Annotated in this window: 17 protein-coding genes and 1 pseudogene; 6 read left to right on the top strand and 12 right to left on the bottom strand. The window is 74.4% G+C overall.

Features of this window, described 5'->3' with window-relative positions; genetic code table 11:
* The first annotated feature begins 67 nt into the window (after positions 1-67).
* Together O7606_RS09550 and O7606_RS09545 are read left to right on the top strand one after the other, a co-directional pair.
* Entirely contained in the window at positions 68-1,309 is a 1,242-nt protein-coding gene (locus O7606_RS09550) for a glycosyltransferase family 4 protein (RefSeq protein WP_281598699.1), read from the top strand.
* Entirely contained in the window at positions 1,306-1,953 is a 648-nt protein-coding gene (locus O7606_RS09545) for a GNAT family N-acetyltransferase (protein WP_281598698.1), read from the top strand. Before O7606_RS09550 ends, O7606_RS09545 begins: the two co-directional genes overlap by 4 nt.
* On the opposite strand, the gene O7606_RS09540 is transcribed toward O7606_RS09545, so the two are convergent.
* The gene (locus O7606_RS09540) at positions 1,916-2,350 is read right to left on the bottom strand and encodes a hypothetical protein (RefSeq protein ID WP_281598697.1); all 435 of its coding nucleotides are present in this window, start codon (positions 2,348-2,350) and stop codon (positions 1,916-1,918) included. The two genes, O7606_RS09545 and O7606_RS09540, sit on opposite strands and share 38 nt — an antisense overlap.
* 45 nt (positions 2,351-2,395) lie before the next feature.
* Entirely contained in the window at positions 2,396-4,933 is a 2,538-nt protein-coding gene (locus O7606_RS09535; protein WP_281598696.1) for a Tex family protein, read from the bottom strand.
* Positions 4,934-5,050: 117 nt separating this feature from the next.
* On the opposite strand from O7606_RS09535, the gene dgt reads away from it, so the two are divergent.
* Entirely contained in the window at positions 5,051-6,562 is a 1,512-nt protein-coding gene (gene dgt / locus O7606_RS09530) for a dGTP triphosphohydrolase (RefSeq protein ID WP_281598695.1), read from the top strand.
* Positions 6,563-6,617: 55 nt separating this feature from the next.
* Here the strand turns inward: dgt and O7606_RS09525 are convergent.
* The 7 genes and pseudogenes from O7606_RS09525 to O7606_RS09495 form a co-directional block, all read right to left on the bottom strand.
* Positions 6,618-7,753, bottom strand: a pseudogene (locus O7606_RS09525) (MBL fold metallo-hydrolase).
* Between the two features lie 109 nt (positions 7,754-7,862).
* The gene (locus tag O7606_RS09520; RefSeq protein WP_281598694.1) at positions 7,863-8,882 is read right to left on the bottom strand and encodes a serine hydrolase; all 1,020 of its coding nucleotides are present in this window, start codon (positions 8,880-8,882) and stop codon (positions 7,863-7,865) included.
* A gap of 40 nt (positions 8,883-8,922) precedes the next feature.
* Positions 8,923-9,861: an SDR family NAD(P)-dependent oxidoreductase gene (locus tag O7606_RS09515; protein ID WP_281598693.1), complete on the bottom strand. Its 939-nt coding sequence runs from the start codon at positions 9,859-9,861 to the stop codon at positions 8,923-8,925.
* Positions 9,858-11,042, bottom strand: coding sequence for a zinc-dependent alcohol dehydrogenase (locus tag O7606_RS09510; RefSeq protein ID WP_281598692.1), 1,185 nt, complete (start codon positions 11,040-11,042; stop codon positions 9,858-9,860). The genes O7606_RS09515 and O7606_RS09510 overlap by 4 nt, the downstream gene beginning before the upstream one ends.
* A gap of 98 nt (positions 11,043-11,140) precedes the next feature.
* Positions 11,141-11,905, bottom strand: coding sequence for a succinate dehydrogenase/fumarate reductase iron-sulfur subunit (locus tag O7606_RS09505; RefSeq protein ID WP_281598691.1), 765 nt, complete (start codon positions 11,903-11,905; stop codon positions 11,141-11,143).
* Positions 11,902-13,839, bottom strand: coding sequence for a fumarate reductase/succinate dehydrogenase flavoprotein subunit (locus O7606_RS09500; RefSeq protein WP_281598690.1), 1,938 nt, complete (start codon positions 13,837-13,839; stop codon positions 11,902-11,904). The genes O7606_RS09505 and O7606_RS09500 overlap by 4 nt, the downstream gene beginning before the upstream one ends.
* A 2-nt stretch (positions 13,840-13,841) precedes the next feature.
* Positions 13,842-14,573 carry a succinate dehydrogenase cytochrome b subunit gene (locus O7606_RS09495; RefSeq protein ID WP_281598689.1) on the bottom strand — a complete coding sequence of 244 codons (732 nt, stop codon included), beginning with the start codon at positions 14,571-14,573 and terminating at the stop codon, positions 13,842-13,844.
* Positions 14,574-14,608: 35 nt separating this feature from the next.
* On the opposite strand from O7606_RS09495, the gene O7606_RS09490 reads away from it, so the two are divergent.
* Both O7606_RS09490 and O7606_RS09485 read left to right on the top strand, forming a co-directional pair.
* Complete coding sequence (locus O7606_RS09490; RefSeq protein WP_281598688.1) at positions 14,609-15,559, top strand: LysR family transcriptional regulator; 951 nt, start codon at positions 14,609-14,611, stop codon at positions 15,557-15,559.
* A 54-nt stretch (positions 15,560-15,613) separates the two neighbouring features.
* A complete protein-coding gene (locus O7606_RS09485; protein WP_281598687.1) occupies positions 15,614-17,050 on the top strand; it encodes an FAD-dependent oxidoreductase in 1,437 nt (478 codons plus the stop codon).
* Here the strand turns inward: O7606_RS09485 and hrpA are convergent.
* A complete protein-coding gene (gene hrpA, locus O7606_RS09480) occupies positions 17,017-21,423 on the bottom strand; it encodes an ATP-dependent RNA helicase HrpA (protein WP_281598686.1) in 4,407 nt (1,468 codons plus the stop codon). The two genes, O7606_RS09485 and hrpA, sit on opposite strands and share 34 nt — an antisense overlap.
* 105 nt (positions 21,424-21,528) lie before the next feature.
* Positions 21,529-22,080 carry a histidine phosphatase family protein gene (locus O7606_RS09475; RefSeq protein ID WP_281598685.1) on the bottom strand — a complete coding sequence of 184 codons (552 nt, stop codon included), beginning with the start codon at positions 22,078-22,080 and terminating at the stop codon, positions 21,529-21,531.
* A 99-nt stretch (positions 22,081-22,179) separates the two neighbouring features.
* Between O7606_RS09475 and O7606_RS09470 the strand changes: the two genes are divergently transcribed.
* Positions 22,180-22,584 (top strand): cytidine deaminase, encoded by a 405-nt coding sequence (locus O7606_RS09470; RefSeq protein ID WP_281598684.1) that lies wholly within the window; start codon positions 22,180-22,182, stop codon positions 22,582-22,584.
* Positions 22,585-22,658: 74 nt separating this feature from the next.
* Here O7606_RS09470 and O7606_RS09465 read toward each other — a convergent pair whose 3' ends face one another.
* A complete protein-coding gene (locus tag O7606_RS09465) occupies positions 22,659-23,660 on the bottom strand; it encodes a hypothetical protein (RefSeq protein WP_281598683.1) in 1,002 nt (333 codons plus the stop codon).
* Positions 23,661-23,707: the final 47 nt, after the last annotated feature.

Genomic DNA, 23,707 nt, shown 5'->3' with positions numbered 1-23,707 from the left:
GTGTCTAAAGTGTGGATTGCCGGATTAGTTCCGGGCGCGTTCTCGTCAGCGGAGTGGAGCCAGCCACATGCACGTAGGTCTGCTCACCCAGTGGTTCGACCCCGAGCCGGGGCCGGCCGCGCTCGCCGGGATGCTCGCCCGTGGCCTGGTCGGCCGGGGCCACGACGTCCGGGTGCTCACCGGATTCCCCAACTACCCCGGCGGGCGGCTGGCCCCCGGCTACCGGATCAGCCGCCGGTTGGACGAGACCCGGGACGGGGTGCGGGTCCGCCGGGTCGCCCTCTACCCCAGCCACGACCGGTCCGCGCCCCGACGGCTGGCGAACTACGGCTCCTTCGCCGCGTCGGCGCTCGCCTCCGGCGCCGACGTGTTCCGGGGGCTCGACGTGCTCTGGGTGTGCAACTCGCCGATCACGGTGGCCCTGCCGATGTGGTACGCCCGCTACGTCCACCGGGTGCCGGTGCTGCTGCACGTGCTGGACGTCTGGCCGGACAGCGCGGCGGCGAGCGGCTTCCTCGGTGGCGGGCCGGTGTCGCGGGTCGCCGAGCGGGGCATGACCGGCTGGTGCGCCGCGATGTACCGCAGCGCCGCCCGGGTGGCACACGTCTCGCCCGGCGCAGGTGAGCTGCTGGCCCGCCGCGGGGTGCCGGCCGGGAAGCTGGTGCACATTCCCCTGTGGGCGGACGAGACCCCGCCGGCCCGCCCCGCCGAGCTACGGACGGAGCTGGGCGTCCGGGACGACCAGGTGGTCCTGGTGTACGCGGGCGCGCTCGGCGAGGCGCAGGGACTCGACCCGCTGATCGACGCGGTCGCCCGCGTCGACGATCCCCGGTTGGTGTGCCTGATCGCCGGCTCCGGCACCGCCGGGGAGCGGCTGCGGCAGCGGGCGGCGACGGCCGGTTCCACCCGGATCCGGTTCCTCGGACAGGTGCCCCGGGAACGGATGCCGGCGGTGCTGGCCGCCGGCGACGCCCACTACGTGAGTCTGCGGCCCGGTGGCATGTCCGCGTACACCATGCCGAGCAAGATCCAGACGATTCTCGCCGCCGGGCGGGCCCTGCTGGTCGCGGCGGAGGGGGACGCCGCCACCGTCGCCCGGGACAGCGGCGCGGGGATCACCGCCCGCCCGGGGGACGTGGACTCGATCGCCCAGGCCCTCCGCGAGATCTGTGAGCTGGGCCGGGAGAAGCTCGACCTGCTCGGGCGGGCCGGCCGTACCTACTACGACAGGCGCCTCTCCCTGGCCACCGGCGTCGAGCGGGTCGAGCGGGCGCTGTACGAGGCAGCGGAGACCGGAAGGCGACGATGACCGAGCCAGTCCTGACCGCCACCGTGGCCACGCTCCGTCCCACGGACGTGCCGGCCGCGGCGGCGCTGCACAGCCGGGCGTTCCCCGGGTTCTTCCTGTCCAGCCTGGGTGAGCCGTTCCTGCGGGAGTTCTACGCCGGGTTCGCCCACGACCCCGACGCGGTGACCGTCGTCTCCCGGGACGGGACCGGTCGGCTCGTCGGCGTCGTCGTCGGCACGGTCGCGCCGGACCGGTTCTACCGGCGGCTGCTGCGCCGCCGTGGCCCGTGGCTGGCCCGTGCGGTCGTCGGGCGGGCGCTGCGGGATCCGCGCGCCGCGTGGCGACTCCTGCGCGGCCTCACCCACCGGGGCGCGGTGCCGGTCGCGGCGCACGGGGCGCTGCTGGCGTCCATCTGCGTGGACCCGACGGCCGGGCAGGCCGGACACGGCAGGTTGCTGATCGAGCGGTGGTGGCGCGCGGCGTGCGAACACGGCGCGACCAGCGCCTACCTGACCACGGACGCCGACGACAACGACCGGGTGAACCGCTTCTACCGGCGGGCGGGCTGGACCCTGGCCGGTGCCTACGTCACCCGGGAGGGGCGGCGGATGAACTGTTACACGCTGGTCAGCTCCAGTCGTCGCCGGCCGCCAGCCGCTGGCTGAGCAGCGCCGCCAGCGGCATGGACTCGCCGTCCCGGCCACCCCGGCCGATCACCAGCGGGGGCGGGGACGGCGGCGGGGTCGCGCCGAACAACCGGGAGCGCACGCCGGGCGGCACGGACAGCAGATAGAACCGGCCCCGGGTGTCGACCGCCCGGGTGCGGGCCCGGTCGACGTACCACCCGGTCAGCCCGGTGCGGTAACGGCCGCGACCGTCGTAGGACACCGCGGTGAGCCGGGTGGTCCGCAGACCGCGCCGGGTGGCCTCGGCCGCGAAGCCGGCGACCAGCTCGGCCGCCGTCGCCTGCTCGGCGGCGCGGGCCCGGGCGTCCGCCTCGGCGTGCGCCCGCACCGCGTGCCGCTGCTGCTCCCGCCAGTCCCGCCCGTCGTCCGCGTCCACCCCGCCACGGTACGCCCGGCCCGGCGCCGGCCCCGGCCGGGCCGCTCAGGCCAGGCCGGCGCGGCGCAGGGCCTCGGCCATCTCGCTGTTCGCCGGGGCGGCCGCGGGCCGCCCGGACCGCTGCGGGCCGCCGCCACGCGCGCCACCCCGGTCGCCGCGCGACGTCCGGCCGTCGTCCCCCCGCGCCGCGCCGCCGCCCTGCCCGCCACGCGGGTCGCCGCCCTGCCCGCCGCGCGGACTGCTGCCCTGTCCGCCACGCGGGTCGCCGTCCTGTCCGCCGCGCGGACTGCTGCCCTGTCCGCCACGCGGGTTGCCGCCCTGTCCGCCGCGCGGACTGCCGCCCGGCGCGGACCGCCGGCCGCCGTCGCCCGGCGCCCGGCCACCGGCGCCGGCCGGGGACTCGTCCTCCAGCCGCAGGGTCAACGAGATGCGCTTGCGCGGCACGTCCACGTCGAGCACCTTGACCCGGACCACGTCGCCGGACTTCACCACCTCGCGGGGATCCCTGACGAAGGTGCGCGACATCGCCGACACGTGCACCAGCCCGTCCTGGTGCACGCCGACGTCGACGAACGCGCCGAACGCCGCCACGTTGGTAACCACGCCCTCCAGGACCATGCCCGGGGCCAGGTCGCCGATCTTCTCCACGCCCTCGACGAACGTCGCCGTCCGGAACTCCGGACGCGGGTCACGGCCGGGCTTCTCCAGCTCGGCGAGGATGTCGGTGACGGTGGGCAGTCCGAAGGTGTCGTCGACGAAGTCGGTGGCCCGCAGCCCGCGCAGGATGGCGCTGCGCCCGATCAGCGACCGGACGTCGGAGCCGGTGTGCGCGAGGATCCGCCGCACCACCGGGTACGACTCCGGGTGCACGCTGGAGGAGTCGAGCGGGTCGTCGCCGCCGGGGATGCGCAGGAAGCCGGCGCACTGCTCGAACGCCTTCGGCCCGAGCCGGGCCACCTTCTTCAGCTCGCCCCGGGTGCGGAACGGCCCGTTGGCGTCGCGGTGCAGGACGATGTTCTCCGCCAGCCCCGCCCCGATGCCGGACACCCGGGTCAGCAGCGGCGCGGAGGCGGTGTTGACGTCCACCCCGACCGCGTTCACGCAGTCCTCCACCACCGCGTCCAGCGACCGGGACAGCTTCAGCTCGGACAGGTCGTGCTGGTACTGCCCGACCCCGATCGACCGTGGGTCGATCTTCACCAGCTCGGCGAGCGGATCCTGGAGGCGGCGGGCGATGGAGACCGCGCCACGCAGCGACACGTCCAGGTCGGGCAGCTCCTGCGAGGCGTACGCGGACGCGGAGTAGACCGACGCGCCGGCCTCGGACACCATCACCTTGGTCAGCGTCAGCTCCGGATGCCGCTTGATCAGGTCAGCGGCGAGCTTGTCGGTCTCCCGGCTGGCGGTGCCGTTGCCGATGGCGACCAGCTCGACGCCGTGCGCGGCGGCCAGCCTGGCGAGGGTGGCGACCGACTCGTCCCACCGCCGGCGCGGCTCGTGCGGATAGATCGTGTCGGTGGCGACCACCTTGCCGGTGCCGTCGACCACCGCCACCTTGACGCCGGTGCGCAGCCCCGGGTCCAGCCCCATGGTGGGGCGGGCGCCGGCCGGCGCGGCGAGCAGCAGATCCCGCAGGTTCGTCGCGAAGACCCGGACGGCCTCCTCCTCGGCCGCCTGCCACAACCGCGTCCGCAGGTCCGCGCCGAGATGGATCAGGATCCGGGTACGCCAGGCCCAGCGCACCGTGTCGGCCAGCCACCGGTCGGCCGGGCGGCCCCGGTCGTGCACGCCGAACCGGCCGGCGATGGCCGCCTCGTACCGGGTGGGGCCGGCGGCCACGGCGTCGGCGTCGCCGTCGGCCTCCGGGTCCATGGTCAGGTCGAGGACGCCCTCCTTCTCGCCGCGGAGCATCGCCAGGATGCGGTGCGAGGGCAGCTTCGGGTACGGCTCGGCGAAGTCGAAGTAGTCGGCGAACTTCGCGCCGGCCGTCTCCTGGCCTTCGCGTACCCGGGAGACCAGTCGGCCCCGCGACCACATCTGCTCGCGCAGCGTGCCGATCAGGTCGGCGTCCTCGGCGAACCGCTCGATCAGGATGGCCCGCGCCCCCTCCAGGGCGGCGGCCGGGTCGGCCACGCCCTTGTCCGGGTCGACGAACCCGGCGGCCCGCTCCCGGGGGTCCCGCGTCGGGTCGGTCAGCAGCGCGTCCGCCAGCGGCGCCAGTCCGGCCTCGCGGGCGATCTGCGCCCGGGTCCGCCGTTTCGGCTTGTACGGCAGGTAGATGTCCTCCAGCCGGGCCTTGGAGTCGGCCGCCATGATCTGCGCTTCCAGGGCGTCGTCGAGCTTGCCCTGCCCCCGGACCGACTCCAGGATGGCGGCCCGCCGCTCGTCCAGCTCCCGCAGGTAGCGCAGCCGCTCCTCCAGGGTGCGCAACTGGGCGTCGTCGAGGGCGCCGGTGGCCTCCTTGCGGTAACGGGCGACGAACGGCACGGTCGCCCCGCCGTCGAGCAGCTCCACGGCCGCGCGTACCTGACGTTCGGTGACGCCGATCTCCTCGGCGATCCGCTGATGAACGGACTGACTCACTCTTTGATCCGCCTTCTCCGGTGGGTTCCGTCCTGCATTGTGCCGTCCCGGCCCGTCTGCATTGTGCCGTCCCCGGCCCGGTCCCGTCGCCCGCCGGGCTGCGCTAGCGTGGCGATCATGGAACTACCTGCGGACGCGCGGGCCCGGCGCCTCTTCGGCGGCAGCGCCCGCGCCCTCGGCGACCTCGCGGCCAGCCCGTTCCGTGCCGACCGGGACCGGATCGTCGGCTCACCGTTCTTCACCCGGCTGGGCGGCGTCACCCAGGTCGTCAGCCCCGGCGGCTCCGGGCTGCTGGTGCACAACCGGCTCACCCACAGCCTCAAGGTCGCCCAGGTGGCCCGGGCCATCGCCGAACGGCTCACCGCCGACGACCGCTACCGGGACCTGCTGGAGAAGCTGGGCGGCTGCGACCCGGACGTGGTGGAGGCCGCCGCGCTCGCCCACGACCTCGGGCATCCGCCGTTCGGGCACCTGGGGGAGCGGGTGCTGGACCGGTTGGCCCGGCGTCGGCTCGGGCTCGCCGACGGGTTCGAGGGCAACGCCCAGTCGTACCGGATCGTCACCTCCACCGAGATCGGCGGCGCGGCGACCACCGGCCTCGACCTGACCGCGGCGGTCCGCGCGGCGATGCTGAAGTACCCGTGGACCCGGCTGGACCACCCCGACCCGCACCCCCGGCACCTGACGCCGGCGCCCCGGGGCGCCGCCGCCCCACCGGACGACCCGGAGAGCGGGTCGTTGAAGTTCGGCGCGTACGGCACCGAGCTGACCGACCTGCGGCAGGCCCGCGCCCCGTTCGCCGGCCGGATCGCCGACTGGCAGCAGACCCCGGAGGCGTCCATCATGGACACCGCCGACGACATCGCCTACGCCATCCACGACGTGGAGGACTTCCACCGGGTCGGCGTGCTCCAGCAGGGCGCGGTGGCCGCCGAGCTGACGGCCTGGCAGCGCGAGCACGGGCACTACCGGTCGGTCACCGACGCCGCCCTGGTCAGCACCGCCCGCCGGCCGGGCGCGGCCATCGAGAGGCTGCGCCGGCAACTGCACCGCAAGGACGCCTGGATCACCGACGACGAGGCGTTCGCCGCCGCCGTCGAACACGTCCGGGGGGAGCTGGTCGAGGGGCTGCTCGCCACGCCGTTCGACGGGTCGATCGAGGCGGAACAGTACGTGGCCCGGTTCTCGGCCCGCTGGACCACCCGGTTCGTGGACGCCATCGGCGTGGTCGAGCAGCCGTCGGTGCGCTCCGGGCACGTGGCGCTCGCCCCGGCGCAGTGGCACGAGGTGCAGGTGCTCAAGTTCGTCCACCACCGGTTCGTGCTGGCCCGCCCCGACCTGGCGCTGCACCAGCGGGGCCAGGCCCGACTGCTGGGCACGCTGGTCGAGGCGCTCTGGGAGTGGCTGCTCGACCCGGAGGAGGAGTCCCGGCTGCCCCGCCGGCTGCACGACCTGGTCGCGCTGGCCGAGGCGGAGCTGCACCCGCGTACCCCGGACCGGCTGGCGCGGGCCCGGGGCCGGGCCATCGTCGACTTCGTGGCGCTGCTCACCGACTCGCAGGCGGTGGCGATGCTGGACGCGCTCTCCGGCCGCTCCGGCGCCCTCTGGACCGACGCTTTCGTCCTCTGAGGGGTGGCGCGACGGAGGGCGGTCTCCGGGGCTCGGCCGGCGGCGCGGCGGAGGCTCAGGCGACGTGGTCCCACCAGGCGTCGACCGGGGGCGGGGCGTCCACCGTCACCCGCTCGCCCGGGCGGGGCACGGCGATCCGGACGCCCCGGGCCTTGGCTTCCAGAGCCGGTTCACCGGCTCGGCCCAGTCGTGCAGCGCCAGGTTGAAGGTGGCCCAGTGCACCGGCAGCAGCAGCCCGCCGCGCAGGTCGAGGTGGGCGGCGACCGCCTCCTCCGGGAACATGTGGATGTTGGGCCAGGCCCGGTCGTACGCGCCGATCTGCATCAGCGTCACGTCGAACGGCCCGTGCGCCGCGCCGATCTCGGCGTACCCGTCGAAGTAGCCGGAGTCGCCGGTGTAGAAGACCCGGCGGCGTGCCCCGGCCACCACCCAGGAGCCCCAGAGCGTGCCGTCGCGGCGCAGCCCGCGCCCGGAGAAGTGCTGGGCGGCGGTGGCGGTGACGGTCAGGCCCGCGACCCGGTGGCTCTCCGCCCAGTCCAGCTCGACGATCCGCTCCGCCGGCACCCCCCACCGGTCCAGGTGCGCGCCGACGCCCAGCGGCACCAGGAACGGCGCGGTCTGGGCGTCCCGCAGGGCCCGCACGGTCGCCATGTCCAGGTGGTCGTAGTGGTCGTGGGAGATCAGGATCGCGTCCACCGGGGGCAGCTCGTCGAGGCGTGCCGGCGGGGCGTGCAGCCGCCGCGGGCCGACCACGTGGGACGGGGAGCAGCGGTCGCTCCACACCGGGTCGACCAGCACCCGCGAGCCCTCGATCTCGATCAGCGCGGAGGCGTGGCCGTACCAGACCACGCTGAGCTCCCGGTCGGCGTCGGTGACGGTGGGGGTGGGCCGGACCAGCGGCACCGGCCGGACCGGCCGGCGTCGCTGCTGGCCGAAGAGCAGCTCGCGGAGCAGGTTCCGGCCCGGCTCGACGGCGATCGTGGTGCGGGTGTCGGCGGGATTGTGGAAGGTCCCGTCGTGGAACCGGGGCGAGCGGTGGGCCCGCTCGGCGCGCGCCCCGGCCAGCCGGCCGCCGAGCGCGGCCGGCACGTCGCGGGCCGCCCAGGCCAGCCCGGCCAGGGCCGCCAGGCCGAGCGCGCCGGCCACCTGCCCGCCGCTGATCCGCCGTGCCCGTGCCGCCGGTCGCGTCATTCCCGTCCCCCTCGTCGTCGGATGATCGCCGCCTGGCAACCGTAGCGCCGTGGCGGGCCACGCCGGCCGGGGGAGGGGTGGCCGGGCCCCGGCCGGGTGGCGGAGTCGGTCAGCCGCCGTTGCTCGGGCGCTGGGCGGGCGCCCGGTGGGTGGCCCCGACGCCGGTCAGCCCGTCCACCGCGGTCAGGAAGCTGCGGCCCATCGCCGCGCGGGCCGCGACCGCCGGGTGGGTCGCCCCGTAGTTGCCCGCGTCGGACTGCCCGGCGGAGAAGGTGGCGTACGTCAGCACCGGCGCGCCGGCCCGGTCGAAGATCACCCCGGCCTCGCCTCGGGCGTCGGCGTACCAGCCGCCCTTGGTGGCGATCCGGGCCCGCTCGGCGGACGACATGGTGCGCCGGACGCCGTCGGTGTAGGCGATCGGGGCGCGGAGCTGCTGCAACAGGAACGCGGTGGAGGACGCCGAGAGCAGCGTGCCGGCGACCAGCGCCCGGAGCATGTTGTGGGTCTCCCGGGGGGTGCTGGTGCCGAGGTAGAAACGGTTCGGGTTGGCCACCGGCTGGACCTGGGTGTTCGGGTAGCCCTTGGCGACCAGGATGGTGTTCAGCTCGGCGGCCGGGCAGACCAGCCCGCACAGCCGGACGGCGGTGTCGTCGGAGACGGTGAGCAGGGCGGCCAGCGCGTGCCCGAGGGTGACCGAGCTGGGGTACGCCCCGTCGAGGCTGAAGATGCCGTCGCCGCCGGGAATGACGATCGAGGCGGTGACGTCGACCTTCTGGGCGAGCGTGAGCAGCCCCCGGTCGACCTTGTCGAGCACCGCCACCGCGACGGCGATCTTGTTGACGCTGTACGCCTCGAGCTTGAGGTCGGGCTCGTCGGAGACGGCCACCACCGGCGAGCCCGTCGCCCCGGCCACGCTGACGTACGCCTGCCAGGCCCCGCCGGCCTCGGCGATGCGCTGCTGGTAGGCGGCGGACACCTGGGCGGCGGCCTGGGCGGGGGTGCTGGCGCTCGGCTGCACGACGCGCTCCTTCCCCGCCGCCGCGGCCGGCGTGCCCGTGCCGAGCACGGTGCCGGCGGTGGCGGCGGTGCCGATGCCGAGCGCGGTCCTGCGGTTCACCCTGACGGTCATGCGTTTCTCCTCATCCCCCGAGTGTGGAGTGCTCCTCCGGTCACTCTAGGCGAAGAGATCGACGTCGGTTGTCCCGTCCGAGCCGGGCGCGGAGCGCGCCGACCGGGTCGGGACGCCAGCCGCCGCGGACCGCCTCGCCGGCCGGGTTCGGGGCGAACACCACCCCGGGGTGCGGTGGCGTCGGTCGACGGCTCAGCCCGGCCAGCCGCATCAGCGGCCCGACCAGCACGTCGTAGAGGCCGGGCAGCGCGGTGAACCCGAACCGCATCACCAGGTTCGCCGAGCCCACCGTGACCTCCCGGCGGGGCCGGTCGGCGCACGCCACGATCGCCCGGGCCACCCGCTGCGGGGTGGCGACCGGGGGTGGCGGCCGACCGGCCCGGCCGAGGTAGTTCGCCGCCTGCTGGTAGACCGGGGTGTCCACGCTGCCCGGACTGACCAGGCAGACGTGCAGGCCCGGGGTGTCCCGGCACTCCTGCTGGAGCGCCCGGACCAGGCCGCGCAGCCCCCACTTGCTGGCCACGTAGCCGCTCATGTAGGGCGCGGTGACCTGCCCGAGCACCGAGCCGGTGAAGATCAGGGCGCCGCCGCCGGCGGCCCGGAAGTGCCGCAGCGCGGCCCGGGCCACCCCGGCCGCGCCGAGCAGGCCGGTGCGGACCACCTGGTCGAACACCTCGGCCGGCACCTCGTCGAACCTTCCGTACGCCATCACCGCCGCGCTGTGCGCCCAGACGTCGAGGCGGCCGTGCCGGTCCAGCGTGGCCCGGGCGAGCGCGTCGACCGCCCCCGGCTCGGTGACGTCGGTGACGCGGACCTCGACCGTGGCCGCTCCGGCCGCCGCGCACTCGGCGCGTACCTCGGCGAGGGTCCGCGGCGCGCGGGCGGCGAGGACCAGGTGGTCACCGCGCGCGGCGAACGCGTGCGCGGTCGCCCGGCCCACGCCGCTGGTCGCGCCGGTGACCACCACCACCCGGGTCACGGAGCGAGTACGACCTTGACGCAGCCGTCCTCCTTCTTCTGGAACATCTCGTACGCCTTCGGCGCGTCGGTCAACGGCAGCCGGTGGGTGCGCAGGTCCTCCACGCCGAGCGGGTCGTCGTCGCCGGCCAGCAGCGGCTGGATCTCGTCGGTCCAGCGCCGTACGTGGCACTGGCCCATCCGCAGTTGGATGCCCCGGTCGAACATCTCCATCAGCGGCAGCGGGTCCACCTCGCCGCCGTACACGCCGGAGATCGAGACGGTGCCGCCCCGGCGGACCGCCTTGAGCGCGGCCTTGAGCGCGACGAGCCGGTCCACCCCGACCTTGTCGATCATGGGCTGGGCGAGCTTGTCGGGCAGCAGCCCCGCGGCGGCCTGGGCGAGCTTGCCGGAGGTGGAGCCGTGCGCCTCCATGCCGACCGCCTCGATCACCGCGTCCGGGCCGCGTCCGTCGACCAGGTCGATCAGCGCCCCCGGCACGTCGTCGAGCTGGCTGACGTCGAGGGTCTCGATGCCGTGCCGGCGGGCCATCTCCAGCCGCTCCGGCACCAGGTCCAGCCCGATCACCCGGTCCGCGCCGAGGTGCCGGCCGATCCGGGCGCAGAACTGCCCGACCGGGCCGAGCCCGAACACGGCCAGGGTGCCGCCGCGCGGGGTGTCGGCGTACTTCACCGCCTGCCAGGCGGTGGGCAGGATGTCGGACAGGTAGAGGTAGCGCTCGTCCGCGCCGGTGTCCGGGACCTTGATCGGCCCGAACTGGGCGTGCGGCACCCGCAGGTACTCGGCCTGCCCGCCGGGCACCGAGCCGTACAGCGAGGTGTAGCCGAACAGCGACGCGCCCTTGCCCTCGGCGGTGACCTGGGTGGTCTCGCACTGCGCGTAGAGCTGCCGCTGGCACATCCAGCAGGAGCCGCAGGAGATGTTGAACGGCACCACCACCCGGTCGCCCGGCTTGAGCCGGGTCACCCCGGCGCCGACCTCCTCGACCACGCCCATCGGCTCGTGGCCGAGGATGTCACCAGGCTTCAGGTACGGCCCGAGCACCTCGTACAGGTGCAGGTCGGAGCCGCAGATCGCGGTCGAGGTGATCCGGACGATCGCGTCGGTCGGGTCCTCGATGCGGGGATCGGGCACCTCCTCCACCCGGACGTCCCGTTTGCCCTGCCAGGTCAGTGCCTTCATGTCGTCCGCCTTCCCGAGTGCCGTCGCCCTGTGTGCTACCCCGCCAGGGGACGTTGAACCGGACGACGGTCGGGTCGGCCGACGGGACGCGCCGACCCTCAGGCGCCGGGGACGTTGTCGCCGCGTCTGGTGGTGGCGGCCAGGTAGTCGCGGTTGAGTCGGCCGATGGTGGTCAGCGGGATGCCCTTCGGACAGACCGCCGTGCACTCGCCGACGTTGGTGCAGCCGCCGAAGCCGGCCTCGTCGTGCGCGTCGACCATGCCGAGCACCCGGGTGTGCCGCTCCGGCTGCCCCTGCGGCAGCAGCGAGAGCTGGGTGACCTTGGCGGCGGTGAACAGCATCGCCGAGCCGTTCGGGCAGGCGGCCACGCACGCGCCGCAGCCGATGCAGGCCGCCGAGGTGAAGGCGGCGTCCGCGTCGGCCTTGGCGACCGGGGTGGCGTGCGCCTCGGGCGCGCTGCCGGTCGGCGCGGTGACGTACCCGCCGGCGGCGATGATCCGGTCGAACGCGCCCCGGTCCACGACCAGGTCCTTGACCACCGGGAAGGCGCGGGCCCGCCACGGCTCGATGTCGATCGTCCCGCCGTCGGTGAAGTGCCGCATGTGCAGTTGGCAGGCGGTGGTGCCGCGCTGCGGACCGTGCGCGGCGCCGTTGATGACCATGCCGCAGGCCCCGCAGATACCTTCCCGGCAGTCGTGGTCGAAGGCGACGGGCTCCTCGCCGGCCAGGATCAGCCGCTCGTTGAGCACGTCGAGCATCTCCAGGAAGGACATGTCGGGGGAGACGTCCTCGACCGGGTACGTCACCATCCGGCCCTTGTCGTCCGGGCCGTTCTGCCGCCAGATGCGCAGGGTCAGGTTCACTTGTAACTCCGCTGCGTGGGGTGGACGTACTCGAAGGTCAGGTCTTCCTTGTGCAGCACGGCCGGCTGCCCGGCGGCGGTGAACTCCCACGCCGCCACGTACGCGAACCGGTCGTCGTCGCGCTGCGCCTCGCCGTCGGGGGTCTGGTGCTCGGTCCGGAAGTGGCCGCCGCAGGACTCCTCCCGGTGCAGGGCGTCGACGCACATCAACTCGGCCAGCTCGAAGAAGTCGGCGACCCGGCCGGCCTTCTCCAGGGACTGGTTGAGGCCCTCGCCGCCGCCGGGCACCCGGACCCGTCGCCAGAACTGCTCACGCAGCGCCCGGATCTCGTCGATGGCCTTGCGCAGCCCGGCCGCGGAGCGTTCCATGCCGCAGTGCTCCCACATGATCTGGCCCAGCTCGCGGTGGAACGAGTCGACGGTCCGGTCGCCGTCGACGGCGAGCAGCCGCCCGAGCCGGTCGGCCACGTTGCGGCGGGCCTCCCGGGCCGCCGGGTGGCTGGCGTCGATCGGCGCGAACGGGCCGGCGGCCAGGTAGTCGGCGATGGTGTTGGGCAGCACGAAGTACCCGTCGGCGAGCCCCTGCATCAGCGCGGACGCGCCGAGCCGGTTCGCCCCGTGGTCGGAGAAGTTGGCCTCGCCGATCACGAACAGCCCGGGGACGGTGGACTGGAGGTCGTAGTCGACCCAGAGCCCGCCCATCGTGTAGTGCACCGCCGGGTAGATCCGCATCGGCGTCCGGTACGGGTCCTCGCCGGTGATCCGCTCGTACATCTCGAAGAGGTTGCCGTACCGCTCCTCGATGGCCGGGCGGCCGAGCCGGCCGATCGCGTCGGCGAAGTCCAGGTAGACGCCGAGCCCGGTCGGGCCGACGCCGCGCCCGGAGTCGCAGATGTTCTTGGCGGCCCGGGAGGCGATGTCCCGGGGGACCAGGTTGCCGAAGGACGGGTACATCCGTTCCAGGTAGTAGTCCCGTTCGTCCTCGGGGATGTCGCCGGGGGCCCGGTCGTCGCCGGCGGTCGCCGGCACCCAGACCCGGCCGTCGTTGCGCAGCGACTCGCTCATCAGGGTCAGCTTCGACTGGTGGTCCCCGGAGACCGGGATGCAGGTCGGGTGGATCTGGGTGTAGCAGGGGTTGGCGAAGTACGCGCCCTTGCGGTGCGCCCGCCAGGTGGCGGTGACGTTGCAGCCCTTGGCGTTGGTGGAGAGGTGGAAGACGTTGCCGTACCCGCCGGTGGCGAGCACCACCGCGTCGGCGAACTCGCTGGTGATCTCGCCGCTGACCAGGTCCCGGACCACGACGCCCCGGGCCCGGCCGTCGACCACGATCAGCTCCAGCATCTCGTGCCGGGAGTTCATCTGCGCCCGGCCCAGCCCGATCTGCCGTTCCAGGGCCTGGTACGCGCCGAGCAGCAACTGCTGGCCGGTCTGGCCCCGGGCGTAGAAGGTGCGCTGCACCTGCGCGCCGCCGAACGAGCGGGTGTCCAGCAGGCCGCCGTACTCGCGGGCGAACGGCACGCCCTGGGCCACGCACTGGTCGATGATGTTCACCGACACCTCGGCCAGCCGGCGCACGTTCGACTCGCGGGAGCGGAAGTCGCCGCCCTTGACCGTGTCGTAGAAGAGCCGGTGCACCGAGTCGCCGTCGTTGCGGTAGTTCTTGGCCGCGTTGATGCCGCCCTGCGCGGCGATCGAGTGGGCCCGGCGCGGGCTGTCCTGGTAGCAGTAGCTCTTGACCCGGTAGCCCTGCTCGGCCAGGGTGGCGGCGGCCGAGCCGCCGGCCAGCCCGGTGCCCACCACGATCACCGTCAGCTTGCGACGGTTGGCCGGGTTGACCAGTTTCGCGGCGAAGCGGCGGCGGTCCCAGCGGGTCTCGATCGGGCCGTCGGGCGCGGTGGTGTCGGCGATCGGGTCGCCCTCGACGAAGAGGTCCATGGTCAGGCCACCAATCCGGTGAGTACGGCGAACGGGACCACCAGGTAGCCGGCGCACAGCGCGACGGCGAGGACCAGCGCGACCGCCCGGGCCCGCCGCTCGCCGCGCGGGGTCTGCTGGCCGAGGCTGCGCAGCGCGCTGAACACGCCGTGCCGCAGGTGGAGGCCGACGGCCACGATCGCCACCGTGTAGGCGAGGGTGACGTACCAGCGTGCGGGCGCGAAGTCGGCGACCACGTTGGCGTACGGGCGGGTCGGGTCGCCGACCGGGTTGAGCGTCCCGGTGGTCAGGTCGAGCAGGTGGTAGACGACGAAGAGCAGGATGATCACGCCGCCCCAGCGCATGGTCCGGGCGGCGTAGCTGGCCCGTGCCGGCCGGCGGTGGGCGTACCGCACGGGGCGGGCGGCCCGGGCCCGTCGGGCGAGCACGGTGGCGGCGACGATGTGCGCGACGACGGCGACCACCAGCCCGACGCGCAGAGTCCAGAGGAACCAGACGCCCGGCAGCACCGGGGCGCCGACGGTCCGCAGCCACTCCGCGTAGTGGTCGAACGAGGTCTGCCCGGCGAAGACCTTCAGGTTGCCGAGCATGTGGGCGACGAGGAAGAGCACCAGGACGAGGCCGCTCACCGCCATGACGGCCTTGAGGCCGACGCTGGAGCGTAGGGGCGACCGGTTTGCCGTGACTGCCACCCCATCGACGCTAGGAGGCCTGCGATCAGTCGTCCAATGCATCGAAGGCGTAGTTCCCATAGCCGTAAGCTATGTAGATGCAGTTCCATCAACTCAGGTACTTCGTCGCGGTGGCCGAAGTGCGACATTTCACCCAGGCCGCCGATCTGGTGGGCATCACCCAGCCATCGCTGAGTAAGCAAGTTCACGCCCTGGAGAACGACCTCGGCACCCCGCTGTTCGAACGCGTCCGCGGCAACATCACCCTCACCGCCGCCGGTGAGGTGCTGCTGCCGTCCGCCCGGCGGATCCTCGCCGACACCGAGACCGCCCGCCGCGAGGTGCAGGAGCTGGCCGGACTGCGTCGCGGGCGGGTCCGGCTCGGCGCCACCCCCAGTCTGGTCACCTCGCTCGCCCCGCCGGTGCTGCGCAGGTTCCGCGACGCCCACCCCGCCGTCGACCTGCGGGTCGAGGAGGGCGGCTCGCAGGACCTCGTCCGCGACCTGCTCCGCGGCGACCTCGACCTGGCCCTGATCATCCTGCCGGCGCAGGGCGCCGACCCCGACCTGCGCGTCGAGCCGATCCTGCGGGAGAGCCTGGTGGTCGCCTCCCTGGAGCCGCTGCCCGCCGCCGCCGACGGCGAGCTGCGCATCACCGACCTGCGCGACCAGCCGCTGGTGATGTTCCGGCAGGGGTACGACATCCGGGACGTCACCATCCAGGCCTGCCGGCAGGCCGGCTTCGAGCCGTCCTTCGCCGTCGAGGGCGGCGAGCTGGACGCCGTGCTCAGCTTCGTCGAGTCCGGGCTCGGCGTCGCCCTGGTGCCCGGCATCGTGATGGCCCGCCGCCCCCGGATCCGGGCCACCCCGCTCGCCCCGCCCGGGGTGCGCCGGACCATCGCGGTGGCCCGGCGACGCGAGGCCGTGCCCACCCACGCCGGCCGGGCGCTGCGCCGCATCCTCCTCGACCACGTACGCGACGCCGCCGAACGCGCCGACCTGCCCCCCGGCGTCGAACCCCTCCGCCTGCCCGGACGGGACCCGTCCTGAGGAGCGCATTCGGCAAGAACACGGGCGGTCATCGGAAAACTACGCTCCCGTATCATGACGACCCGCACCGCCGTGGTGATCGGCGCCAGCCTGGGCGGCCTGCTGACCGCGCGAGCCCTCACCGACGCGTACGACCGGGTCGTCGTGGTCGACCGGGACGCCCTGCCCGGGCAGGCGGACGCCCGCCGGGGGGTCCCGCAGGGGCGGCAGTTGCACGTGCTGCTCGTCCGGGGCCGGCAGGCGCTGGAGGAGCTGCTGCCCGGCATCGGCGACGAGCTGGTCGGCCGCGGCGTCGCCACCGTCGACCTGCACGGCCAGGTCCACTGGTACAACGACGGCCACCGGATGCGCCGCGCGCCGTCCGACCTGCACGCGTACGGGCTCAGCCGGCCGCTGCTGGAACAGGTGGTCCGGGAGCGGGTCGCCGCCCTGCCCGGGGTGACCCTGGTCGCCGGGTGCGAGGCGGTCGGGCTCACCACCACCGACGACCGGCAGCGGGTCACCGGGGTACGGCTACGCGACCGGGACGGCGCCGAACGGACCGTGGACGCCGATCTGACCGTGGACGCCGGCGGTCGCGGCACCCGCAGCCCGGTGTGGCTCGCCGAGCTCGGCTACCAGCCGGCCGCCGAGGAGCGGGTACGGGTCGACGTCACCTACGTGACCCGGCGCTACCGGCGGACGCCCGACCAGCTCGACGGCCTGCTCGGGCTGTTGACCAACGCGATGCCCGGCCAGCCCCGCGGCGGCATCGTCGCCCCGCAGGAGGACGGGCGGGTCGCCGTGGCGTTCAGCGGCATGCTGGGGGAGGAGCCGCCGACCGACGACGCCGGCCTGCTGGCCTTCGCCGACACCCTGCCCGCCCCGCAGGTCGGCGCGCTGCTGCGGACCGCGCAACCGATCGGCGAGCCGGCGAGGATGCGCTTCCCGTTCAGCGTGCGACGCCGCTACGAGCGGCTGCGCCGGTTCCCGGCCGGGTACCTGGTGGTGGCCGACGCGCTGTGCAGCTTCAACCCGGTCTACGGCCAGGGCGTCACCGTGGCCGCGCTGGAGGCGCTGCTGCTGCGCCGCCTGCTGACCCGGCGGCAGCGGGCCGGGCGGCAGTGGCGACCGGACCGGCAGTGGCGACCGGACCGGCTGGCCCGGATGTTCTTCCGGGGCGCGGCCCGGGTGATCGACGGACCGTGGGCCATCTCGTCCGGCAGTGACCTGCGCTTCCCCGCCGTCAGCGGGCCCCGCCCGGCCCGGGTGCGGCTGGTCAACGCCTACCTGCCGTACCTGCACGCCGCCGCGACCCGGGACGCGTCCCTCGGGGCGGCGTTCCTGCGGGTGCTCAACCTGGTGGACCCGCCGGCCCGGCTGCTCGCCCCGACCGTCCTGCTGCGGGTCCTCCGCGGCGTCCCCGCCGCCCGCCGGGCCGGCCGCCGCCGACCCGCCGAGAGGCCCGACCAGCCCGGTCAGCGGCCCTCGACCACGTCCATCGCCCGGTAGATCCGCTGCTCGGAGACCGGCTGCGGGGTGCCGAGCGCCTGGGCGAACACGTTCACCCGCAGCTCCTCGATCATCCAACGGATCTCCCGGACGGCCGCCTCACCCCGCCGGGCCGGTGGCAGCGCGGCCAGCAGATCCTGGTACTCCTTCTGCACCACCGCGATCCGGTCCTGCTGTTGGCGGTCCCGCTGCGGACTGGTCGGCAGCCGGTCCAGCCGCCGCTCGATGGCGGTCAGGTAGCGCAGCAGGTCGGGCAGGCGGGCGTACCCGGTCTCGGTGACGAAGTTGGCGTGCACCAGCCCGGCGAGCTGCGCCCGGACGTCGGCCAGCGCGGCCACCATGGTCAGGTCGGTGGTCCGGGTCAGCCGCTGCTGCACGGCGTGCGCGGCGGCCAGCACCTTGCGGACCCGGTCCATCACCTCGACCACGGTGTCCACCAGGTCGGCGCGCACCCGGTCGCGCAGCGCGGCGAAACCGTCGGCGTCCCAGGCCGGACCGCCCGCCGCGGCGACCAGCCGGTCGATGGCGGCCCCGGTGGCGTCCTCGATCAACGCCTGGACGCCGCCGTGCGGGTTACGGCTCAACGCCAGCTTCGCCTCGTTGGACAGCCGCCCCTGGAGGAACTTCGCCGGGTTCGCCACGGTCAACCGCAGCAGCCGCCGGGTGCCCGCCCACATCGCCGCCGTCTGCTCGGCCGCCGAGTCGAAGACCCGCACCCCCACCGTGGCGCCCTCGTCCACCAGCGCCGGGTACGCGGTCACCCGGTACCCGGCCCGCACCTGCTCGATGGTGCGCGGCAGGTCACCGATGCTCCACTCGCGCAGCCCGGTCCGGGCCACCTCCGGCGCGGCGGCGGCCACCACCTGCCGTACCTCGGCCTTGAGCTGGCGTTGCAGGGCCGGCAGGTCCTTGCCCTCGGCGACCGGCTGGTTCTCCTCGTCGAGCACCCGGAAGGTGACCCGCAGGTGCGCGGGCAGCCGGTCGGTGTCCCACGCGTCGCGCGGCACGGTCACCCCGGTCATCCGGCGCAACACCCGGGTCAGCGCGTCCAGCAGCGGCTCCTCACCCGGGGTGATCGCCGCCAGGGCGGCGCGGGCGAAGTCCGGCACCGGCACGAAGTTGCGCCGCACCGCCTTCGGCAGCGACCGGATCAGCGCGATCACCAGCTCCTCCCGCAGCCCCGGCACCTGCCAGTCGAAACTCTCCGCCGGCACCTGGTTGAGCAGCGGCAGCGGGATGTCGACGGTCACCCCGTCGGCCGCCGTGCCCGGATCGAACCGGTACGTCAGCGGCAGCGTCACCTCGCCGGAGCGCCACTCGTCCGGGTAGGCCGCCTCGTCCACCCCGCCCCGGCCGGCGTTGACCAGCAGCTCCCGGGTGAAGGTGAGCAGGTCCGGCCGCTGCCGGCGCTCCGTCTTCCACCAGGCGTCGAAGTGCCGCCCGGAGACCACGTCGGCCGGGATCCGCTCGTCGTAGAACTGGAAGATCGTCTCGTCGTCGACCAGGATGTCCCGCCGGCGGGCCCGGTGCTCCAGCTCCGCCACCTCGTCGCGCAGCCGCTGGTTGTCCCGCCAGAACTGGTGGTGGGTGGACCAGTCGCCCTCGACCAGGGCGTGCCTGATGAACAGCTCCCGACTCAGCGCCGGATCGATCCGGCCGAAGTTGACCTTCCGGGCGGTGACGACGGGCAGCCCGTAGAGGGTCACCTTCTCGTACGCCAGGACGGCCGCCTGCCTCTTCTCCCAGTGCGGCTCGCTGTAGCCGCGTTTGACCAGGTGCGCCGCGAGCGGCTCGACCCACTCCGGCTCCACCCGCCCGGCCACCCGACCCCACAGCCGGGACGTCTCCACCAGCTCGGCGGCCATCACCCAGCGCGGCGGCTTCTTGAACAACGCCGAGCCGGGGAAGATCGCGAACTTCGCCCCGCGCGCGCCCAGGTACTCGTGCTTCTGTGGATCCTTCAGGCCCAGGTGGGACAGCAGGCCGGGCAGCAGCGACTGGTGCACCTTCGGGGTGTCGATCTCCTCCGGCAGGTCCGCCCCCCGGTCCCGCCGCCCGCCGCCACCGGCCCGGTCGCCCCGCCGGCCGCCGTCGGAGGCGGCGTCGTCCCGGTCGGCCGCCGCCGGGGCGTCGCGCGGGCCGCGTCCCCGACCACCCTCCGGCGGGGTACGCAGCACCTGGCGCACCTGGCTGACGATGTCCTGCCACTCCCGTACCCGCAGGTAGTTGAGGTACTCGGCCTTGCACATCCGGCGGAACGCGCTGGACGACAGGGCCCGCTGCTGCTCCCGCAGGTACCGCCACAGGTTCAGGTACCCGACGAAGTCCGACTCGGCGTCGGCGAACCGGGCGTGCGCCTGGTCGGCCTGGGCCTGCTTCTCCGCCGGTCGCTCGCGGGGGTCCTGGATCGACAGCGCGGCGGCGATCACCACGACCTCGGTGGCGCAGCCGTTGCGTTCGCCCTCCAGCACCATCCGGGCCAGCCGGGGGTCCACCGGGAGCTGGGCCAGCCGTCGCCCCAGCGGGGTGAGCCGCTTCGCCGGATCGGTCTCGGCGGGGTTCAGCGCGCCCAGCTCGTACAGCAGGTTGACGCCGTCGGTGACGGCCCGGCGGTCCGGCGGGTCGATGAACGGGAACGCGGCGATGTCGCCGAGCCCGATCGCGGTCATCTGGAGGATGACCGAGGCGAGGTTGGTACGCAGGATCTCCGGGTCGGTGAACTCGGGCCGGGAGTCGAAGTCCGCCTCGTCGTAGAGCCGGATACAGATGCCGTCCGAGGTACGCCCGCAGCGGCCCTTACGCTGGTTGGCCGACGCCCGCGACACCGGCTCGATGGGCAGCCGCTGCACCTTCAGCCGGTTCGAGTAGCGGGAGATCCGGGCCGCGCCCGGGTCCACCACGTACTTGATGCCGGGCACGGTCAGCGAGGTCTCCGCGACGTTGGTGGCGAGCACCACCCGGCGTCCGGCGTGCGGGGCGAAGACCCGGTGCTGCTCGGCGGAGGACAGCCGCGCGTACAGCGGGAGGATCTCGGTGCCCAGCAGCGACCGCTTCCGCTGCGTCAGCCGGCCCAGCGCGTCGGCGGTGTCCCGGATCTCCCGCTCGCCGGAGAGGAACACCAGGATATCGCCGGGCCCCTCGGCGGCCAGCTCCTCGACGGCGTCGCCGATGGCCTGGACCTGGTCGCGGACGTTCTCCTCGTCGTCGGCCTCGTCGTCGTCGGCTCCGGTCACCTCGACCAGCGGCCGGTACCGGACCTCCACCGGGTACGTCCGCCCGGACACCTCGACGATCGGCGCGGGCCTGCCCTCGGCGTCGGCGAAGTGCGCGGCGAACCGGTCGGTCTCGATGGTCGCCGAGGTGATGACCACCTTGAGGTCCGGTCGGCGGGGCAGGAGCTGCCGCAGGTAACCCAGGATGAAGTCGATGTTGAGGCTGCGTTCGTGCGCCTCGTCGATGATCAACGTGTCGTACTGGCGGAGCATCCGGTCGGTCTGCAACTCGGCCAGCAGGATGCCGTCGGTCATCAGCTTGACCAGACTGCGGTCGCTGACCTGGTCGGTGAAGCGCACCTTGTAGCCGACCACGTCGCCCAGCTCGGTGCCGAGCTCCTCGGCGATCCGGTCGGCCACCGTACGGGCCGCCAGCCGGCGCGGCTGGGTGTGCCCGATCAGCCCGGTCACGCCCCGCCCCAGCTCCAGGCAGATCTTCGGCAACTGGGTGGTCTTGCCGGAGCCGGTCTCACCGGCCACGATCACCACCTGGTGGTCCCGGATGGCGGCGGCGATGTCGTCCTTGCGCTCGCTCACCGGAAGCGCGGCCGGGTAGGTGATCTTCGGCACAGCGGCCCGGCGGGCGGCCAGCCGCGCCTCGGCCGTGGCCACCTCGGCGGCGACCTCGGCCAACGCCGCGTCCCGCCGAGCGGGGTCCCGCAGCCGCCGTACCCCGTCCAACCGGCGCTGGATCCGGCGCTGGTCACGGAACATCAGCTCGCCGGCCCGCCGGTGCAGCTCCCGGACGACGCCGGCAGGGGCGTCCGGCCGTCCGCCACCCCGGGCGCCGTCGGTGGCCGTCCGCCCACGCCGATCCCCGTCCGCGGTCCTGCGGCTGTCGGCCCGGCTCGGCGGGTCGGGGCTGTCCGCCGGGGGCGATGTGCCCGCGTCCGACCTGTCGGGTCTGCCCGCCGGGGGCGGCGTGGCCGCGCCCGGGGTCTCGTGGACGACCGGGTGAGCCGGCAGGTGGGCGTGCTCGTGGGCCGGCGACGGATCGTCGCCGGTGACGGACGGCTCGCGGGCGGAGCCGGCGGACTCCTCGACGGCGTCAGCGGGTTCTTCGACGGCGCCGGGGCGGGCGGAATCGGGAGGTGTCTGCATGTCGTCGCCAAGGATAGGCAGCCCGCCGCCGGACCGCCCCCGGGTTACCGGTCGACCCTCGACGGCGCTGCCGGACCTGCCCCGGCGGTCGGCGCGGGCTGACGGTCAGCGGCGCCAGTCGTCGGGCAGCCGGTACGACCAGCCCTCCTGCCAGCCGAACGGCGCGTCGACCAGGTCGGCCAGCGTCCGACCGTGCAGCAGATGGTCGAGCGCCCAGCGGTTGGCGGAGTGGGACACCAGCAGGACCCGTCGTCCGTCCCAGCCCTCGGCGAGGTCCCGCAGGAACTCCGCCGTCCGGTCCACCACCTGCCGGTAACTCTCCCCACCCGGGAAAGGGGCGTCGATGCGGGCACGCCGCTGCCGGGCCAGCTCGTCGACGGGCATGCCGGTCAGCTCGCCGTAGTCGCACTCGCGGAGCCGGTGGTCCCGCCGGGCGACGGCCGGCCACCCGCCGTACGCGGTCTCCACGGTCTCGACCGCGCGGGCCAGGTCGGAGCAGAAGATGACCGCGAAGTCGTCGACGGGCCGGCGTCGGCCCAGCTCACGGGCGAAGCCGCGACCCGACTCGGAGAGCTCGCCGGGCAGCCAGCCGGTGGCCCGACCCGCCTCGTTGTCGGTGGTCAGTGAGTGCGTCTCGTACACGATGTCGACCGCCATCCCGGCAGCCTCGCACCACTGCGGCGGCGCGGCCACCCGTTTGCCTACGATGCGGGGCGGGGTCCACAGGTGACCGCCGATCGGGCGCGGAGGGACACGATGGAGATGCGGGACGTCGACCGGGCACTGGTGCAGGCCGCCGGGGCGGTCGCCCGGCTGCGCTGCCGCAGCGCGACGCACACCACGGCAGCCGCCGTCCGGACGCCCGAGGGAAGGGTGTTCACCGGCGTGGACGTCCGGCACGCCACCGGTGACACCTGCGCCGAGATCGTCACCCTCGGCACGGCCGCCACCCAGGGCGTGCCGGAGCTGGAGACGATCGTCGTGGTGGGGGACCGGGGTCGCCTCGTGCTCCCGCCCTGCGAGCGCTGCCGTCAGGTCCTCCTCGACCGTCACCCGACCATCCAGGTGGTCGTCGGCCCCTTGGACGACCTCCGCCTCCTGCCGCTCACCGACCTGCCCCCGGAGCCGACCCGTCAAGATCACGCTGTTTCCGGGCAGTAGTGGCCTCGGCACAGCGGCAGGGCACTACTGCCCGGATGTAGCGTGATCTCTCTCCCGGTTTGGGCAGTGGGCGGTCAGGGGCGCGGGGCGCGGGACCGTAGGGCGGCCCGGACCTCGGCGAGGAACCCGTCGAAGTCCTCGCGCAGGCGTTTCCCGGTCAGGTGCAGGACGATCCAGTCGTCACCGACGAGTTGGTTGAGCCGGCGGCGGTCCCGGTGGAACTGCTCGGGGTCGTCGTGCCAGAGCCCGTCGTACTCGACCGCGACCCGGAACTCCGGCCAGGCCAGGTCCACCCGGGCGACGAACCGACCGCCCCGGGTGATCACGTGCTGGGTCACCGGCCGGGGCAGGCCGGCCTGTACCAGCCGGACCCGGGTGCGGGACTCCTGCGGGGACTCCGCCCCCGGATCGGCCAGATCCACCACCCGCAGCAGCGCCCGCCAGCCCCGGTCACCGGCCCGGTCCAGGGCGTACCCGCGCAGCGCGTCGCGGCTGGTGGATCGCCGGGCGAGCAGCGCGTCGACGACCACGACCGCCTCGACCGGCGGCAACCACCGAGCGACGTCCCAGCAGGTACGGACCGGCGAGGTGACCCGGAGCGGCGCGGCGCCGAGCACGGAAGGGTGACGGGTGCCGCCCGCTGCGCGGTGCAGGTTGCCGCCGGTCGCGTGGTGCGGGCTGGCGCTGGCAACGCCGTGCGATTCGGCGTGGACGATGATGTCATCTGGCGTGACGGCGGCGCGGTGGACCCGCAGACCGGCGGCGGAACCGACCCGGACGCCGGCCGGGGCCAGCACGTCGATCGGGTCATCCGGAGTGACCTGCCCGGCGCCGTGGAGCGCCGCCGCGGCGGGGCCTGCGACAGCCGCCTCCGGTGGGAGGAGCCACTGACTGACCACGGCACAACGCTGGCGGTGGGTGACGGTCAGGCCGGCGTCGGCGTACACGTCGCGGAACAGCGGCCGCCAGGCCGAGCTACGCAGCTCGTTACGGGTGAGCAGACCATCAGCGATGGCCGTGGAGCCACGGAAGATCCGGCCCCGCAGTTCGGGTGGCCGTCGGGCGGGCGTAGGCATCCCCTCACACTGGTCGAACGGGCTACCCGTTCGCGACCCCCTGTGGA

Origin of the sequence: Micromonospora sp. WMMD882, assembly GCF_027497255.1 — a bacterium.
In the GTDB taxonomy this organism is placed as follows: Bacteria; Actinomycetota; Actinomycetes; order Mycobacteriales; family Micromonosporaceae; genus Micromonospora.
Note: the sequence above shows the minus strand (reverse complement) of the source record. Positions and strands in the feature narration are given on the sequence as shown.